11 protein-coding genes are annotated in these 18,440 nt (G+C 60.4%); 4 read left to right on the top strand and 7 right to left on the bottom strand.

The features are described 5' to 3' along the window. Positions 1 to 54 precede the first annotated feature (54 nt). Positions 55 to 2,037, top strand: coding sequence for an EAL domain-containing protein (locus tag ASE94_RS13475; protein ID WP_062630846.1), 1,983 nt, complete (start codon positions 55 to 57; stop codon positions 2,035 to 2,037). An 87-nt stretch (positions 2,038 to 2,124) separates the two neighbouring features. After that, entirely contained in the window at positions 2,125 to 2,496 is a 372-nt protein-coding gene (locus tag ASE94_RS13470; protein ID WP_062630845.1) for a DoxX family protein, read from the top strand. A 33-nt stretch (positions 2,497 to 2,529) separates the two neighbouring features. Here the strand turns inward: ASE94_RS13470 and ASE94_RS13465 are convergent, their stop codons facing one another. Beyond that, complete coding sequence (locus ASE94_RS13465) at positions 2,530 to 4,386, bottom strand: ABC transporter ATP-binding protein (RefSeq protein ID WP_082461214.1); 1,857 nt, start codon at positions 4,384 to 4,386, stop codon at positions 2,530 to 2,532. 266 nt (positions 4,387 to 4,652) lie between these two features. Then, complete coding sequence (locus ASE94_RS13460) at positions 4,653 to 6,503, bottom strand: ABC transporter ATP-binding protein (RefSeq protein ID WP_062630844.1); 1,851 nt, start codon at positions 6,501 to 6,503, stop codon at positions 4,653 to 4,655. A gap of 312 nt (positions 6,504 to 6,815) precedes the next feature. On the opposite strand from ASE94_RS13460, the gene pepN reads away from it, so the two are divergent. Both pepN and ASE94_RS13450 read left to right on the top strand, forming a co-directional pair. Then, positions 6,816 to 9,452, top strand: a complete 2,637-nt coding sequence (pepN, locus tag ASE94_RS13455) for an aminopeptidase N (protein WP_062630843.1) — start codon at positions 6,816 to 6,818, stop codon at positions 9,450 to 9,452. A gap of 269 nt (positions 9,453 to 9,721) precedes the next feature. After that, positions 9,722 to 11,377: a HAMP domain-containing sensor histidine kinase gene (locus ASE94_RS13450; protein WP_062630842.1), complete on the top strand. Its 1,656-nt coding sequence runs from the start codon at positions 9,722 to 9,724 to the stop codon at positions 11,375 to 11,377. A 35-nt stretch (positions 11,378 to 11,412) separates the two neighbouring features. Here ASE94_RS13450 and ASE94_RS13445 read toward each other — a convergent pair whose 3' ends face one another. Genes ASE94_RS13445 through ccmI form a run of 5 tightly spaced genes read right to left on the bottom strand, consistent with a single transcriptional unit; the run spans position 11,413 to position 18,401 of the window. After that, positions 11,413 to 14,292 carry a bifunctional [glutamine synthetase] adenylyltransferase/[glutamine synthetase]-adenylyl-L-tyrosine phosphorylase gene (locus tag ASE94_RS13445; RefSeq protein WP_062630841.1) on the bottom strand — a complete coding sequence of 960 codons (2,880 nt, stop codon included), beginning with the start codon at positions 14,290 to 14,292 and terminating at the stop codon, positions 11,413 to 11,415. A gap of 41 nt (positions 14,293 to 14,333) precedes the next feature. Then, positions 14,334 to 14,813 carry a cytochrome c-type biogenesis protein gene (locus ASE94_RS13440; protein ID WP_156352158.1) on the bottom strand — a complete coding sequence of 160 codons (480 nt, stop codon included), beginning with the start codon at positions 14,811 to 14,813 and terminating at the stop codon, positions 14,334 to 14,336. After that, on the bottom strand, positions 14,810 to 16,783 hold the full coding sequence (locus tag ASE94_RS13435; protein ID WP_062630840.1) for a heme lyase CcmF/NrfE family subunit: 1,974 nt from the start codon (positions 16,781 to 16,783) through the stop codon (positions 14,810 to 14,812). The genes ASE94_RS13440 and ASE94_RS13435 overlap by 4 nt, the downstream gene beginning before the upstream one ends. Continuing rightward, positions 16,780 to 17,256 (bottom strand): cytochrome c maturation protein CcmE, encoded by a 477-nt coding sequence (gene ccmE, locus ASE94_RS13430; RefSeq protein WP_082461213.1) that lies wholly within the window; start codon positions 17,254 to 17,256, stop codon positions 16,780 to 16,782. The genes ASE94_RS13435 and ccmE overlap by 4 nt, the downstream gene beginning before the upstream one ends. Next, complete coding sequence (gene ccmI / locus ASE94_RS13425; protein WP_062630839.1) at positions 17,253 to 18,401, bottom strand: c-type cytochrome biogenesis protein CcmI; 1,149 nt, start codon at positions 18,399 to 18,401, stop codon at positions 17,253 to 17,255. Before ccmI ends, ccmE begins: the two co-directional genes overlap by 4 nt. Positions 18,402 to 18,440: the final 39 nt, after the last annotated feature.

Genomic DNA, 18,440 nt, shown 5'->3' with positions numbered 1-18,440 from the left:
TTTACTGATCTATTAGGAAGTTACTGCTTAGTCTTCCTTGGTTAGGGGCGTTCGATGGCAGTTTTCCGGCAATTTTGCCGCAGCGTATTCGGTGGGCAGGCGACGGCAGAGCTGACGCTTGCGCAATGGGATGCCCTGCGGCTGCAAGTGCCGCTGATGTATGTCATGCTGCTGACCAATTCGATCATCCTGGCCGCCACGCATTATGCCGTCGCGCCGCATGGATTGACGCTGATCGTCCCTGGCGTCCTGACTGTCCTTTGCACCCTTCGCATTGTGATCTGGATGCGCGACGGAAAGCGTCCGGTGACAGTCGAGAAGGCAAAGCGCGGCTTGCGCATGCTGGTCATCCTTGGGCCAATGTTGGCTGTTGGTTTCACTTGGTGGTCGCTGAGCCTTTTTCCCTATGGCGATCAATATCAGCAGTCCCACGTGGCCTTTTTCATGGGCATCACCGTAATCGGCTGCATGTTCTGCCTTTTGCGCGTACGTCAGGCGGCGCTGGCGATCAGCGCGATCGTCATCGTTCCATTTCTTCTGGTTTTCGGCACCGCAGGTGAGCCGACGCTGCTGGCTATAGCGGTGAACATGTTGCTCGTGACGGCCACGCTGACCGTGATCCTTTTCGGCAATTATCGGGACTTTGCCGGCCTCGTTGCCTCGCGCACGGCGATCGCGCAGAAGCAGGCCGAAACGCAGACGCTGCTTGAGGAAAACCACCGCCTCGCCTGGCTCGACAGTCTGACCGGTGTGCCCAATCGGCGCTCGTTCCATGAGACGCTTAGCGCCTGTCTCGAAGAAGCGGGGCGCGAGGGCCGGACCATTGCGCTAGCGCGGCTCAATCTTGATGCGTTTAAGGCCGTCAACGAGGTGTTCGGACAATTCATGGGCGACCAAGTGCTGCGGGAAATTGCGCAGCGGCTCGACCAGAACAAGCCACCGCATTCGTTTTTCGCCCGTCTCGATAGTGATAATTTCGCGCTGATCGTGACGGAAAACACCGGCAGCAAAAATCTGGAGCGGCTTGGCAAGCGGCTTGGCGATATCGTCAACCAGCCGATCACCCTGGTGCAGGGCACGGCCCACGTCACCGCCTCGATCGGTTTTGCCGCATCAAGCGTCGATGACACACCAGAGACGCTGTTCGATCATGCTGATTATGCGAGCTGGCTGGCCAAGCGCGATATGCGCGGCCGCTGGATGATCTTTTCGGCCATCGATGCGCATGACCTCCGGCAGATCCGCCGGATGGAGCAGATGCTCCACGCTGCCGATCTCGAGAGCGAAATCTACATTTTGCTGCAGCCGCAATTCGATGTCTCGATTGGCGAGACGACGGGCTACGAAGTACTGGCGCGCTGGCGCAGCCCGCATCTTGGCGAAGTGTCTCCCGCCGATTTCATTCCCATGGCGGAGCGCTTGGGGCAGATCGGGCGGATCACACAGGTGGTGTTGCGCAAGGCGATCGAGGTCAGCAAAACCCTGCCGCGCGGCGTTCGCCTGTCGGTCAATCTTTCGGCGCACGATATCGGCTCTGATGCGGCCGTCGATGAGGTGATTGCACTGGTCAAAGCCGCGGACCAGCCAACGCGGATCGATTTCGAGATAACCGAAACGGCAGTGATGCGCGATCTGCATCAAGCAAATGAAGCGGTGTCGCGCCTCCTCAATCTCGGGTCGCGCATCGCGCTCGACGATTTCGGCACGGGTCACTCGAGCCTTACCCATGTGCAGCGTTTGCCGCTCCATCGGATCAAGATCGACCGCAGCTTTGTTGCCGAAGTCACGACCGACAGCACGAGCCGCGCCATCGTCAAAACGATGATCGACCTCTGCCGCAATCTTGGGATGTCCTGCGTGTTCGAAGGGATCGAGACCGAGGAGCAGCTCGAAGCGCTGGTCGGGCTCGGCGGAACAGTGATGCAAGGCTATCTCTTTGGCCGCCCCATGGCGCCGGAAGCAGCGCTTGAACTCGCCGCGCGACCAGGAGACGGCAAAAGGAATGACCGCTTGCGCCAATACGGCACGACAAGCTGAATTTTCGCGATGGCGTGTCGAAACCTCAGCCCGAAAATCGTCGCAAGGTCAGCGGCTCAACAGTGAGCGCGGGATGGACAAGACAAAATGATCAGGACAGGTTGGGTATTGAGCGTGCTGGTCACGCTGTTTCTTCTCGGTGCTTCGGCAGCGCCAAAGCTGATGAATTCGACGCTGGCACTGGATCCAATGACTGTCGTTGGCTGGCCAGCAAAATACATGCTGCTTATTGGCCTCATCGAGGTGCTGTGCGCTGTGCTCTATATCATTCCGCGCACCGCCCTATTGGGCGCCGTGCTGACGACCGGGCTTTTGAGCGCGGCACTGGCGGCCAATCTGCGGGTAGACAATCCGCTTTTTAGCCACACGCTGTTCAGCGTCTATTTCGGTATTCTGGTTTGGGTGGCGCTGTGGTTGCGCGAGCCCAAGATACGGAATCTCTTTCCGATCATTCGCTAAGAAAAAGCCCCGGCATCGCTGCCGGGGCTTTTGCTATCGCGCGGTTTCTAAATCAAGGAAGCCGCCCGATTGGCGTTCCCAGAGCATGGCGTAGTGCCCGCCGGAGGCGAGGAGTTGGGCGTGCGTTCCCTCCTCGACGATCCGGCCCTTTTCGAGCACGACCAGACGGTCCATGGCGGCGATGGTCGAGAGACGGTGGGCGATAGCGATCACCGTCTTGCCCTGCATCAGCATGGTCAACTGCTCCTGGATTGCCGCTTCGACTTCGGAATCGAGAGCAGAGGTCGCTTCATCCAGCACGAGGATCGGCGCGTTCTTGAGAAGAACGCGGGCAATGGCGACGCGCTGGCGCTGGCCGCCCGAGAGCTTTACGCCCCGTTCGCCGACATGGGCATCATAGCCCCGACGGCCCTGCGGATCGGAAAGGCCCATGATGACTTCATGGACATTTGCCTGCTCGGCGGCCCGGATCATCTCTTCGTCACTCGCCGAATGGCGGCCGTATTTGAGATTTTCGCGGACCGAGCGATGCAGCAGCGACGTGTCCTGGCTGACAAGACCAATGGCGGCGCGGAGGCTTTCCTGCGTCACCGAGCGCACATCGTGACCATCGATGCGGATCGAACCGTCCTGAACATCGAACATGCGCAGGGCAAGGTTGACCAGCGTCGACTTGCCTGAGCCCGAACGTCCGACGAGACCGATTTTTTCGCCTGGCTGGATCGTCAGGTTGAAGGCATCGATGACGCTGCCTTCCTTTCCGCGCCAATAGTTGAAGCTGACATTGTCGTATTGGAGGCCACCCGCCGTGACCGGCAGAGCGACCGCTTCGGGCGCGTCGAGCATGGTGAGGGGCTGGGCGATGGTGTCCATCGAGTCCCGCGTCGTACCGATCTGACGGAAAATGTTCGACCCGATCTCAAGGATCCAGCCGCTCATGTTCATGATCTGGAGGGCAAAGGGAATGGCCGTCGCCACCGCAGCGGCAGTCAGCGTGCCATTGTTCCAGCCGGTGAGAGACAGCCAGGTGACCGAGACCACCAGACCGGCATTGAGCAAGAAGAGCGTCGACCACATACAGGTAAAGACGCCCATGAGTTTACGGAAACTCTTGGCGTGGTCGAGGACGCTGTCGGAGACGTAGCGGTCCTCATGCTCGCCGGTCGCAAAGGTCTTGATCGTCTGGATATTGGTGTAGCTATCAACGATACGGCCGGTCATCACCGATTTGCTTTCCGAAAGCTCTTCGGAGTAACGAGCAATGAGCGGCATGGTGATGGTGAAGAGCACCGCATAAAGCAGCAGCCAGACGCCAATGGGCACCAGCAGCAATAAATCGAGCTGTGCCAGGACGATGATGGCGACGACTACGAACACCAAGGCATACCAGGCGGCGTCGATGGTCAGATTGACGCCGATCTCGATGGCTTCACCGACCTGAATGACCTTGTTGGCCATGCGGCCGGCAAAGTCGTTTTGGAAATAGGTCCAGCTTTGCCGGATGACATGCCAATGGCTTTGCCAGCGGATGATGTCGACGAGATTGGGCACGATGGCATGGTTGCGCACCAGCGTATCGAGGAGGAAGGTGAGCGGCCGGACGAGCACCACCACAAAGACCATCCACAAAAGGGTCTGGCCGTGCTGGTCGAAGATTTCGCCTGGATTGGTGGTGGCCAGCATGCCAACGATCATGCCGACGAAGACAGGCATGAGCGCATCGGCAACCGAGCCGATGGCGACAAGGCCTATGCGGATGGCAAAGGCGCGTTTGAATTGGCCGATGAAGTAGCTGACGAAAGGTCGGAGGCCCATCGGCGGCTGGCGGTTCTTGGCCAGGGCGACGGGCGAATAGAGATTGTCGAAGAATTCGATGACGCGGTTGAACATTTTCTGCTCATTTTATTGAGCCGCGCCTGACGGGAGCTTCCTTAGTTGTATTGCTGGGAAGGAAAGCTGGTTTCCACTCTTCCTAGCGATACTGGCTTCCAAGTCAGGTTCGGTGCCGATCGGTGGGTTTGGGTTGGCTTAGGGCAAATGCACTCGGGTTGCCCATATGTCGCGTCATGATGATATCTCCCATTTGGGATCTCCTTGGTTGGTGCTGCCCCTCGGGGCAGCGGGTTGATAACTCTATGTCGGAAACGGAGCGGCGCTTATTGCGCCGCGTCCTCCACCTGATCCATTTCCAGGAAACCGCCTGATTGGCGGGCCCAAAGCTGGCTATAGATGCCGCCTGAATCGACGAGCTCGGCATGAGTACCCTGCTCGACGATCTGGCCTTTGTCGAGCACCACGAGACGATCCATCATGGCGATGGTCGAAAGGCGGTGGGCGATGGCGATCACCGTCTTCCCGCGCATCAGCAGCTCGAACTGGCTCTGGATGGCAGCCTCGACCTCGGAATCGAGAGCAGAGGTTGCTTCGTCGAGCACGAGGATCGGTGCGTTTTTCAGGAGTACGCGGGCAATAGCGATACGTTGGCGCTGGCCACCGGAGAGTTTCACACCGCGCTCGCCGACATGGGCGTCGTAACCGGTGCGACCCTTGTAGTCGGTGAGGTTGAGGATGAAGTCATGGGCCTCGGCCAGCTTGGCCGCTTCGATCATCTCCTCTTCCGTCGCATCCGGACGGCCGTAGGTGATGTTTTCGCGCACCGAGCGATGCAGCAGAGATGTGTCCTGCGTGACGACGCCGACATTGGCGCGGAGGCTATCCTGCTGGACCTCGGCAATGTCCTTATCGTCCATAAGAATGCGGCCACCCTGACGGTCGTAGAACCGCAGCAGCAGATTGACGATGGTGGACTTGCCTGCGCCTGAACGGCCAACGAGACCGATCTTTTCACCCGGCTTGATATTGAGATTAAGGCCCTCGATGACGCCGGATTCCTTGCCATAGTGGAACGACACGTCGTCAAATTTGATGTCGCCGGCAACGCGGCCGATGGCCTTGGCCGCAGGCTTGTCCGAGACGACGCGGGGCAGCGAGATCGAGTTGATGCCGTCCTTGACCGTGCCGATGTTTTCGAAAAGCGACGACATTTCCCACATCACCCATTGGCTCATGCCCTGGAAGCGCATGACGAGGCCGAGCGCAACCGCGAGGGCGCCGGGGCTCATGATGCCCTGCATCCAAAGCCAGATGCCAGTGGCGCCGACGGCAAAAAGCAGTAGCGCATTGGACCAGAGCACCAGCATATTGAGCCAGGTGAAGAGCCGCATCTGGCGGTAGACGGTGTCGAGGAACTCGTCCATCGCCTCGCGGGCATAGGTCTCTTCGCGGTTGGAATGGCTGAAGAGTTTTACCGTCGCGATATTGGTGTAGCTGTCGACGATGCGGCCGGTCATCATCGAGCGCGCATCGGCCTGCGCCTGGGAAATCTTGCCCATGCGCGGGATGAAATAAACCATCAGAGCGACATAGGCAGCGAGCCAGGCGAGAAACGGCACTGCGAGCCGCCAATCAGCGGCGGCGGCCAGAATGACGGCGCCCGTGAAGTAGACGACGACATAGACCAGCATGTCGAGAAGTTTCATGACCACTTCGCGCACGGCGAGCGAGGTCTGCATCAGCTTGGCGCCGATACGGCCGGCAAACTCATCCTGGAAATAGCTCATCGACTGACGGATCAGATAGCGATGGGCCATCCAGCGGATGCGCTGGGGGAAGTTGCCCAGGAGTGTCTGGTTCATGGTCAGCGTCGAAAGAAGCGCAAAGCCCGGCACGATGAACACAACCATCGCGCCCATGAGCGCCAGCTTCCAACCGTCCGTCTCAAGGAACGTGTTGGGATCGGCGTCGGCGAGCCAATTGACCACATCGCCAATGAAACCGAAGACGAGGATTTCGCCGATAGCAACGGCTGCGGCGGCAAAGGCCATGAGGGCCAGCCACTTCTTGGCGCCAAGGCTATAGTGCAAGCAGAAGGCGAGCAGCCCCTTTGGCGGCTCCGTCGGCTCACCTGCAGGGTAAGCGTCGAGCCGCGTTTCGAACCATTTCAACATAACGTCACCATACCTACCGTCCGGAAGGACACCGTGGCCAAACGCTATGCGACGGCAATGACAATGGCCGTCAGCAGAGCTGGCAATGGTCGAACCACCCAGGAAAACTTCAAGGACCGCGCTCGGTACGCCCCCAAGTGGCGCAGAGGAGCTGCGTGGTGCATTGCCCGTTCCTCCTCCTCGCACCGCCCTATGGCACGAAGAATTGGGCTATGCAGCCAAGAGCGGCGTAGAATACACAAATGGAGAGAGTCGGCTGTTACCCGATGGCCACATTAGACTGCCAGAAATAACGTTGTATTGGATCGCCTAATGCGCACCGAGACCGAGCACACCATTTTTCTCAAGGACTATGCCCCGACGCCCTACGCGATCGTCGCCGTGGACATGGACTTCAAGATCACTGCGGCTGGGACTCGGGTGCGCACGCAGATGACGGTGGAGCCGCGACCTGAAACGGCGCCGGGGACGCCGCTGGTGCTTGATGGCGATGGACTGACGCTCGATTCCATTGCCATCGATGGCCTGCCGCTGATGCTCTCGGCCTATGCCTCAAACGAGACAGGTCTCACCGTTGTGGAACCACCGTTCCGCCGCTTCGTGCTCGAAACGGAAGTGAACCTGCAGCCCGACGCCAATACGAAGCTGATGGGGCTCTATCGCTCGGGCGGGACCTGGTGCACCCAATGCGAACCCGAGGGGTTCCGGCGCATCACCTATTATCTCGACCGGCCCGACGTCCTCGCCACATTCAAGGTGCGGATCACTGCGCCCAAAGACATTGCGCCGGTGCTGCTCTCGAACGGCAACCTCGTCGACAAGGGCGAAGCTTCCGACGGCATGCATTTCGCGCTTTGGGAAGATCCGTTCCCCAAGCCCGCTTATCTCTTCGCGCTCGTTGCCGGCGATCTGGGCTCGATTACCGACACTTTTACGACCATGAGCGGCCGCAAGGTCGATCTCGCAATTTATTGCGCCCATGGCAAGGAAGCCGAATGCGTCTATGCCATGGACAGCCTCAAGCGCTCTATGGCCTGGGATGAAAAGCGGTTCGGCCGGGAATATGATCTCGACGTTTTCAACATCGTCGCCGTATCCGATTTCAACTTCGGCGCGATGGAGAACAAGGGCCTCAATATCTTCAACGACAAGCTGGTTTTCGCCCTGCCCGAGATCGCGAGCGACGCCAATTATTCCAATATCGAGCGCGTCATCGCGCACGAATATTTCCATAATTGGACCGGCAATCGCATCACCTGCCGCGACTGGTTCCAGCTCTGCCTCAAGGAAGGGCTGACGGTCTATCGCGATCAGGAATTCTCCTCGGACGAGCGTAGCCGCCCGGTGCAACGCATCCACGATGTCGAAAACCTGCGCGTGACACAGTTTCCCGAGGATGGCGGTCCGTTGGCGCATCCGCCGCGGCCTGACCATTATCGCGAAATCAACAATTTTTACACGACAACTGTCTACCAGAAGGGCGCGGAAGTCGTCCGCATGCTGGCAACGCTCCTCGGCGAGGCTGGTTTCCGCAAGGGAATGGACCTTTACTTCGAGCGCCATGATGGCGAGGCGACAACGATCGAAGCTTTCATCAAGGTGTTCGAGGACGCCAATGGGATGGAGCTCAATCAGTTTGCCCGGTGGTACACCCAGGCGGGAACGCCAATCGTCAACGCGCGCGACACGTACGACGCCGCGAGCCAGACCTACACGCTGAGCCTAAGCCAGCGGACGGCGCCCACTCCAGGCCAACCGGAAAAGGCGCCCTTCGTCATTCCCGTGAAGTTTGGGCTTATCGGACCAAATGGACACCCTGTGACTTGGTCCGAAGTCAGTGGCGGTCGCGTAGAGGGCGACCTCATCGTCCTCGACCAGGAAACCGTCACCCTGACGTTTACCGGTGTTGCCAATCGGCCCGTGCCGTCGCTGTTCCGCGGTTTTTCAGCCCCCATCAAGCTCGAGACGGGGCTCGGTCATGGCGATCTGCTTTTCCTCGCGCGGCATGATAGCGATCCACTCAATCGTTGGGATGCGATGCAGACGGTTGCAACGCAATTGCTCGCCAAGAGCGCCACTGGCGCGAAGCCGACGACCGGTGACATAGATGCCCTCCGGCAGGCGATGATGGATACGCTCAACGATCCATCGCTTGATCCGGCCTTCAAGGCCCAGGCGATCGGCATTCCGGACGAAACCGTGATTGCGCGGCATATCGGGCGCAATGTGGATCCAAGCGCGGTTAGCGCGGCGCGGGCAAGCCTCGTCAAAACCATCATTGGCCCAATTGCGGCACAGCTTGAAGCGGTCTATCGCGAACTCGCTGTTTCCGGACCCTATAGTCCCGATGCGGAGCAAGCCGGACGCCGGTCGCTGCGCAATCGGCTGCTTGCGCTGCTGACGGCAGGATCGGACCTCGGCGCGGATCTGGCCGAGGCCCAGTATTACGCGGCGACCAATATGACGGACCGCTACGCTGCGCTCGCAATATCGGCGCATAACTGGACCAAGGCCGCGCCTGCTCTACTTGGGGATTTCCGAATGCGTTTCGGCGGCGATCCACTGGTGTTCGACAAGTGGCTGGTGGCGTCCTCGCAGGCGCCGGACGACGGGGTGATCGAGCGCCTTCGCTCTATCCTTTCGGCACCGGACTTCCCCAAGACTAACCCCAATCGCCTGCGCTCCCTGCTCGGCAGCTTTGTCATGAGCAATCTCGAACAGTTCGCACGCGCCGATGGGCTTGGCTTCCGTTTCGTGACCGAAGCGGCGGCGGAAATCGATAAGGTCAATCCGCAGGTCGCGGCTCGCATCCTCACAGGCTTCCGGACATTGCCACTCCTTGAAGCCAATCGCCGCGAGATCGGGCGGGCAGCGCTTGAGGCACTCAAGAGCCAGCACGCGCTCAGCCGAAATACTGGTGAAATTTTGGATCGAATCCTCGCCGGCTGACCCCAAATCACAGCCCGCTGTTTGGCGCTAAGCCACGGCTTCTGGGCACCTCAGACGAGTATTCCACAGGCGGGTTCCGGAGACGTTCTCTGGGACCCTTTTTCTTAAACTATTTTTCTTTGAGCCTAAGTGACTCAAGAGACTCGCGTTTTTTGACAAGCCCAAAACAGCCCCTGTGAGGACTCTGGACAACACCCCTCGGGATGATTCATTAATCGTTAACGGGCAAATCGCTTCGAGACTAACCTCTTCTAGTTCTGGAGAATTTTATGCAGTCGTCGGAGACCTCCGGCGCCAGTGCTGACGAAATCGGCGCGGGCAATGGACGAAATTTCTGGCGTGTCCGCCACCACAGCAAGACTGCACCCCGCAGCCGGCGCAACAAGACAACATCGGTCACGATGTCAGTCGCCGGAACAGCTTTTATCGCCGCAACACTCTTTGTTGCCTATGACGTCTATTCGACATTGGCAGAGGTAAAGCGCGAGCTGGCTCTGATGGGCACCGCTGTTGCAGCGCGCGTCGCCACCGTTGCGCCGGAAACCGCCGAAGCGACTTTGGCGGGCAGTCTGGGTGATTATCCCGGGATCGTCAGCGCCAGCTTCATCCAAGGCGGCGTACCCGAGCAACGCCCGCTCTTTTCCGAATTGGTCCCCGCTGGCGAGCATGGGCTTATCAGCATTGAAGGCGAACAGTCCGGTGCGCTGGCAGGTATTGCAGGCCGTGGCGCCGCAGCCCTCGCCCTTGCCGGTCTTATGACCGCCTTTACACTGCGTCGCCGCCGCGACGACGACACCGAAGTTGATCTACAGCTTGAAACACTCGAAGTCCTGACTTCCGCCATCCCCATGGGCGCTGCCTGCTGGACCCAAGAAGGCCGCATGATCGTCTGCAATGAGGATTATCGCGCCCGCCTCAAACTCCGCGACGATGACATCACCTACTCGGAAGCGCTGGGACGCCTGTTGACGGGCGGCTACCTCAAGCTACTCCGCGAAGACCGCGGCAATCGCCTGCTCGAATTGCACCAGGTCGATGGCTCTTGCCTGATGATCGAAGAGCGTCCCTTGGACAATGGCGGGTTCATGACCCTCGTGTCGGACGAAACCAAACGCCGCCACGCCGACGTTCTGCTCACGACGATCCGAGAAGAGCAACGCCAGCTGGCGCGGCGCTATCATGAGGAAAAGATCAAGGCCGAGGCTGCGAGCCGCGCCAAGACCAATTTTCTTGCCCATCTAAGCCACGATATCCGCACGCCGCTCAACCACATCATCGGCTTTGCCGAACTGATGGGCCGGGAAACCTATGGCAAGCTCGGCGATCCGCGCTATGCCGACTATGTGCAGTCGATCCGTAATTCCGGCGAGCATCTGCTCAACTCATTCTCTGCCATTCTCGACCTCGCCGAACTCGACAACGGCCAGAAGGTGCTCCGGTCCGACACAGTGCCGGTTGATGAGGTCATCGATTCCGTCAGCCGCCGTTTCCAGGCGCAAATCAAACGCGCCGGCCTCGAACTTGCTGTCAGCGCCAATTGTGGTGCCGTGCTCAATGGCGATCGCCTGGCCCTCGTCCGCATGGTTGCCAATATCGTCGAAAATGCCATCCGCTTTACGCCGCCAGGCGGGGAGCTGACCCTAGCCACGTTCGCGGCTGAAGATGGCGTCGTGATCGAAGTGACCGATACCGGCATCGGTATGAACGAAGAACGCCTGAGCAGCCTCCGTCAGCCATTCGCCCTTGGCGATGCGACTTTCACCAAGGAAGGCGTCGGCCCTGGCCTCGGGATTTCGATCTCCCGCGCCATTGCCGAATTGAGCGGCGGCCGCATGGTGATCGACTCAACGCCTGCGATCGGCACGACCGTTGCCATCTCCCTCCCCATCGGAGCAGACCTATCTAAGGCGACCGTGGCAGCCTGATCGCAACTGGTCTGATGCGCACCGAACAATAAACGTTACAGCGTTCGCGCTTTTTCGTACCACTGGGCCGCTGCTGCAGCGACTTCGCTCTGCATCTGGGCGACATCAGTCGCGAGCAGCCGGAAATCGGGATAATGGCAGAGTTGGGCCAAAAGCTCTTCGAACGCCGGAGACCAGGCCGTCTCGCTGAACGGCGAAACCAGCGCCGAACTCATCACCTGCAGAATGGTCGCGTAGATCTGGTGGATTTCCGCCAGTCTTTCGCCCCTCGGCACCAGGCCGAGCTTGCCGAGGCGCATCAGCACGCGTGGGGGCGCGGCCTGTGGCAGATCGATCATCCTGCTCGCAACGAGCTGCGCCGATTGCGCGATAAATTCGAGATCAACGAGGCCACCCGGCGCCAGCTTGAGATCGAAGGCATGGCGCGGCTTGCGCTCCTTGGCCATCAACGCGCGCATGGACACGGCGTCGTCGATGGTTTTTCCGACATCGCGTGGCATGGCCATGACTTCAGCGATCTCGGCATCAACTTTTGTCCGCAAGGCGGGAGCCCCAGCGACGACGCGTGCGCGCGCCAGTGCCAAGTGTTCCCAGGTCCAGGCTTCTTCATGCTGATAGCGATGGAAGGAGCCGATGCTGGTTGCGAGCGGTCCGGCATTCCCCGAAGGCCGCAGCCGCATGTCGGCCTCGTAAAGCACGCCTTCGGACGTCGGCGCAGCGAGGGCGGCAACCAGACGTTGAGTGAGCCGCGCAAAATAGTGGGAGGTCGCCAATGGCCGCTCGCCGTCGGACTCGGCATCGGGCGCGTCGTAGAGCAGGATGAAATCAAGATCGGAGGCGAACGTCATCTCCCGGCTCGCCATCTTACCGAAGGCCAGCAGAGCGGTCGACGCGCCGACAATGCGCCCATGGCGCCGCGCGAACTCATCCTCGACGCTGGCGAAGAGACGATGCAACAGGGTCTCGGCCAAGGCGGTGAACTGTTCACCGGCAACCGTTGCAGAGACTGTGCCCGAGAGCAGCCCCGCGGCCACGAGAAATTTCTGCTCCTGCCCGATGATGCGGGCGCGATCGATCAGATCTTCATAGGAGCGCGCATCGGCGAGGAACGTGTCGACTTTTGCCACCAGCACATCGCGATGGGTAACATCATCGGCAAAGGCCGGGTCGATCAGACCATCGACCACGTGCGCGCGATGAATGACCGCCTCCGCCATGCGCGGCGCCGAGGCCATGAACTGGACGAGCAGCGACCGCAATTGCGCATGATTGCGCAGCAGCGCGAAAAGCTGCACGCCAGCAGGCAGGCGCGAGAGAAAGTCGTCCATACGCGCGAGACCCAGATCGGCGCTTCCCGCCGCGGCGAGCGTCGTCAGCAGTGCTGGCAGAAGTTCTGTCAGATGCGCTCGGGCCGCGGAGGTGCGCGTTGCGGCGTAGCTCCCATAGTGCCACTTTCGCACGATCTCGATGGCCTTGTGGGCGTCAACGAAGCCCATATTGGTCAGGGTTTCGAGCGTGTTCGGATCGTCGTCGCTGCCGGTAAAGACAAGGTTGCCTTCGACCGTTCCCAGCGTTTCGCCCTCGGTGAAGAGCTCGGCATAATAGCGAGCGACCCGTTCGAGCGCCGCGCGATAGGTCTTCTCGAAGGTTGCAAGATCAGGCTCGCCCATCAGCCGGCCGATAACGGCAACGGCTTCGGGCGTATCGGGCATGATGTGGGTCTGTTCGTCGCGCAGCATTTGCAGCCGGTTTTCGACGGCGCGGAGATACCAATAGGTCTCGGTCAGTTCCTTCGCCGTCGTCGGCGCGATCCAATTGGCCTCGGCAAGCGCGACCAGAGCATGGGAAGTCGGCCGCACGCGCAGCGACTTGTCCCGGCCACCAGCGATCAATTGCTGGGTCTGTGCGAAGAACTCAATCTCGCGGATACCGCCGCGTCCAAGCTTGACATTGTGCCCTTCGACGCGGATATCGCCGACCTTCTTCGACACATTGATCTGGCGCTTCATCGCCTGGATATCGGTGATGGTCGCGTAGTCGAGGTGCTTGCGCCAAACATAGGGCGCCAGCTCCTTGATGAAGGCTTCGCCCACCGCCTTGTCGCCCGCGCAGGGCCGCGCCTTGATCCAGGCGGCGCGTTCCCAATTCTGGCCGCGCACTTCGTAATAGGCAATGGCCGCATCGACCGACAAAGCCACGGGGGTCGACCCGGGATCGGGCCGCAGGCGCAAGTCGGTGCGGAAAACGTAGCCATGAGCTTGATGATCCTCCATCAGCCCGACGAGCTTTTGCACCATGCGCGAATAGATTTTCGTTGCTTCGCTCGGATCGACAAGCACAGGCTTTTGCGGATCGAAGAAGGCGACGATATCGATATCGGAGGAGTAATTGAGTTCGCGCCCGCCATGTTTGCCGAGGGCGAAGAGCGCGAGACCGGAATTGGCCGCCAGAGCTTCCTCACGCGGCAGAACCAGTTGTCCCTTGTCTGCGGCCTGCCCCATAAAGAGATCGAGCGCCGCTTCGAGCGCTGCGTCGGCCAGGTCGGAAAGCGCTTCCGTCGCGCGTGCCGTCGTCCATGCGCCACCGGTTTCGGCAACCGCCGCCAACAGTGCAGTCCGGCCCTTGGCGATGCGTAGCGTCTGCCCAAGCCCCGCCTCGTCACCCGACCGGCCAGATGTGCTCACCTCGGCCAGCAGTGCGCCGAAAGCGACATCGGGGCCCGTTTCGATCGCGTCCATCAGCCATTGCGCATGTACGCGCGCCAGTTCCAGCAAATAGGGGGCCGACTGCAGCAGCGGCCCCAAGAGGCCAGCATGCCTCTGAAACTGCTGGCTGAGCGATGCTGGCAAGTCAGCGCAAAGCGCGTCGAATGCTGGGTGGGGAATGGATGGCAAAGGCGAAAGAACGGTGCTCATTAAAGAGGCATAACCTGCCTCCTCCAACCCAGCAAGTCAGGCTAGGCCCTGTCCGTCTTGCCGGCCTCAGATTGGGAAAGTTCGGCCAGGACGCGCTTTTCCTCGTCTGACAGATCATCGCCAGCCTGAGGCGAAGATTGCCTGCGGCTAGCCATCCAAATACCACCGAGGCCCGCAGCCAGCAGGGCCGGTGCCGCGATCCAAAGGATCCAGGTATGCTCGTTGAGTCTTGGATTGAGGAGGACATATTCGCCATAGCGATCGACGAGATATTGCTGGACCTCGGCGTCACTATCGCCGGCTACCAGTCGCTCACGCACCAGAATGCGCAAATCCCGAGCGAGATCGGCGTCGCTGTCGTCGATCGACTGGTTCTGGCAGACGAGGCAACGGAGCCCCGACGAAATCGCCCGCGCCCTTTGCTCTAGCGCCGGATCGGACAGCATTTCGTCTGGCGACACCGCCAAGGCCGGAAATGCCAGAGCCAGCATCAGAGCGAGACAGGCCAGGACCAGCTTCATTCGGCCGGTTCCATGGCGTGCTTGGTGGCGCGCTGTGGAGCGCCGACGCGGAGCCGCCGATCGGTCAGTGACAGCACCCCTGCCCCCGCCATGACAATGGCGCCGAGCCAGATCAGGAGTATATAAGGCTTGTGCCAGATGCGGACGACATGGGTGTCATCGAGCGGCTCGCCGAGCTGCAGATAAAACTGCGACAGCCCAAAGGTGGCGATTGCCGCTTCTGTCGTTGGCATGCCGCTCGCGACATAGGTCCGCCGCTCGGCCTCAAGATTGGTCGTGCCGCCACCAGGCGCGGTCAGGGTGAAATGGCCGGTGTCGGCCATATAGTTCGGGCCCGGAATCTGGGAGAAATCGTCAAATGTCAGAGAATAGCCGGCAAGTTGCGTCGTCTCTCCAGGATTGAGCGTTGTGACCAGTTCGGTTTCCCAGGCGCTGACAGAGACAATGCCGAGCACTGTCAGCCCCAAGCCCATATGGCCAATCGCCGTCGACCAGATGCTGCGCGGGAGTCCTGCCAGACGGCGCAAACTTTCGCGCACTGGAATGCGCCCGATCTTGCCGCGCTCGATCAGTTCGGCAAAGGCGCCGAAGGTGACCCAGAAGCCAAGCAACAATCCGAGTGGCGCGAGCGAAATCGAGACGCCGCCCAGCGCTGACACCAAAATCGTGAGGAAAATGGCTAGTCCTGCCGCACCGATCAGCCGCTGCCCAGCAGCCACCATATCCGCGCGCTTCCAGGGCAAGAGCGGCCCAAACGGCAGAACCAGCAGCAGTGGCGCCATCAGCGCGCCGAAGGTCAGATCGAAGAAGGGCGCGCCAACAGAGATAGTGGTGCCGATCAGCGCGTCGAGCACGAGCGGATAAAGCGTGCCCACAAGGATCGCGCCGACAGCCGTTGCCAGGAACAGATTATTGAGGATCAGCGCGCCTTCGCGGCTAATGGGCGCAAAAAGACCACCCTGCCGCAAGGCGCTTGCACGCAGCGCGAACAGCAGGAAGGCGCCACCGATCAGCACGGCGAGAATAGCGAGAATGACGAGACCACGCGTCGGGTCGCTAGCAAAGGTATGGACTGATGTCAGGATGCCCGAACGGACAAGGAAGGTGCCAAGCAGGGACAGCGAGAAAGTGATGATGGACAAAAAAATCGTCCAGATTTTCAGCGCATTGCGCTTTTCCATCACCAGCGCCGAATGAAGCAGCGCCGTGCCCGCCAGCCAGGGCATGAAGCTGGCGTTTTCGACCGGGTCCCAGAACCACCAGCCGCCCCAGCCGAGTTCGTAATAGGCCCAATAGGAGCCCATAGCGATGCCGAGGGTCAGAAAAATCCAGCTCAGCATGGTCCAGGGCCGCACCCAGCGCGCCCAGGCCTGGTCGATGCGGCCGGAAATCAGCGCGGCAATGGCAAAGGAAAAGCAGATCGAAAAGCCGACATAGCCCGCATAGAGCAGCGGCGGATGAATGGCGAGGCCGATATCCTGCAAGATCGGATTGAGATCGGCACCCTCTATCGGGGGCTGCGCAAGACGGGCGAACGGATTGGACGTGAACAACGTAAAGCCGCCAAAGGCAACGACGAGCAGGCTCTGCGTCCCGAGCACCAGATTGAGAAGGTCCGCAGGAAGACGCCGGCCAAACGCCGCCACCAGAGCACCGAACAGCACAAGGATCAGGATCCAGAGCAGCAGCGACCCCTCGTGATTGCCCCAGACGCCGGAAATTTTGAAGATCAGCGGTTTCAACGAGTGCGAATTATTCGCCGCCAGCGCGAGGCTGAAATCGGATGTCGCAAAAGCCTGCACCACGGCGAGGAACGCAACTGCCACCAGCACGAACTGCAAAATAGCCGATTGCGCCAAGACGGAAGCCAGACGTTCTCCGCTGCGCCAAAGCGTCAGCCCGCCAATGGATGATGCCAGCGCAATGGCGCAGGCTAGGATCAGGGCGAAATGTCCCAGCTCGATGCTCATTGCGCCGTGCCCTCCGGCCGCCATTCGCCCTGCGCCTTCAGCGCCTCGACGACTTCCTTGGGCACATAGTTTTCGTCGTGTTTCGCCAAGACATTGGTCGCGGTAAAAATGCCATCAGGACCAACCGAGCCCTCAGCGACGACGCCCTGCCCTTCGCGGAACAGATCCGGCAAGATGCCGCTATAGCGCGCCGTTATCTCGGTGCCGCCATCGGTGACAACAAAGGAATTGTCCTGCCCAGCGCGCACCCAGGTGCCGTCCTTGACAAGACCACCGAGACGGATTGGGTGACCGGCCTCGACACCACGCGATTGAATTTCGGATGGAGAATAGAAAAAGACGATCTGATCGCGTAGCGCCGTCAGCACCAGCGCCGCAGCAATAGCCAGCACCACACCAAGCCCGACGATCACAGCGAGGCGCTTCTGCTTGCGCGACCAGCCCTTGCGGCGGACTGCGGAAGGCATGGTCATTGCGCGTCTCCGTTCAGTTTTAGTCCAGCGCTCAGGGCCAGTGTGTCGAGTTCGCCTCGTTCGAACGCCGTGGGATAGGCCGCGACCGAAGCATCATAGGCTTTTTGCGCATTGGGCAAATCGCCAAGCACAATGTAGGAACGCACGAGCTGCGTCCATTCTTCGACCGTTCCACCCTCGTCGTAAAGCCGTGTGGAGAGACTCTCGACCATTCCGCCGATCATCTCTGCCTGATCGGCCGCCGTCGTATCGACACCGTCGTTTTGCGCCACTGCAAGACCCTGCCGGGCAGCCGGCAGCCAAGGCTCCGTGCCAGTCGCAAGGTCTATCGCCGACTGCCAATAGCGCGCAGCATCGTCATATTTTGCAGTCCGCGTCAGTTCGGCGGCCAGATAAAGCTGCGGCTGCGGGTCAGTGGGGTCGAGTTCGGTTGCCTGGCGCAGCAGCGTCATAGCCTCATCAGACCCTGCGCCATCCGCCGCAAGCAGCAGCGCCTCAGCCTGGTCGGTCAAGAGTTGCGCCGTCGGTTGCGATAGCGCGATGACACGGCCATAGGCGTTGGCGCCATCCGTGAAGCGGCCGACCTGCACCAAGGCCGGCGCGAGGACGGTCCAGCCGCGAATGTCATTGGGATCTTCTGCAAGCCGGGTCTCAATGCGGGAAATGGCCGCGTCGATATCCATGTTTTGCGCCGCCACATCGGCGCGCGAGGCGAGGGGCTGAGCGGGACTATTGGGGCTGCCAAGAAGAGCATAACCACCGAGCGCAATGGCGGCGACAAGAGCGGCACCGGAGACAAGCGCGGCGCGGCCGAATCCGACGGCAGCGGGCTTGGCTTCCGACTTTGCCCGGATCATTTCGCGCGCCAACTCGCCCTTGGCGCCAATCGCTTCATCGGCATTGATCTTGCCGGCTGCCAGATCGCTATCGATCCCGGCGAGCAATTGGCGGAAATGGCTGGTGGTATCTGCGCTTTCGTCCACCGCTGCGTTGACCCGGCGACCGCGCCCCGCGTACAACAACGCGGCGCAGGCAATTGCGGTTACAGCTATGGCGATCAACCAGAAAATCATGGGCTCCGGACGCTTGCTTCCGGCCTTGAGAAAGGCCGCGCCTTCTATAAGCCGATTGGCAGCAAATGCCACTAAAACCCACGTGTTAGCACCGGACTCATTGCCACAGGG

This window comes from Devosia sp. Leaf64 (genome assembly GCF_001421945.1).
Taxonomy (GTDB): Bacteria; Pseudomonadota; Alphaproteobacteria; order Rhizobiales; family Devosiaceae; genus Devosia.
The sequence above is the reverse complement of the archived record's forward strand: the minus strand, read 5'-3'. Positions and strand labels throughout refer to the sequence as shown.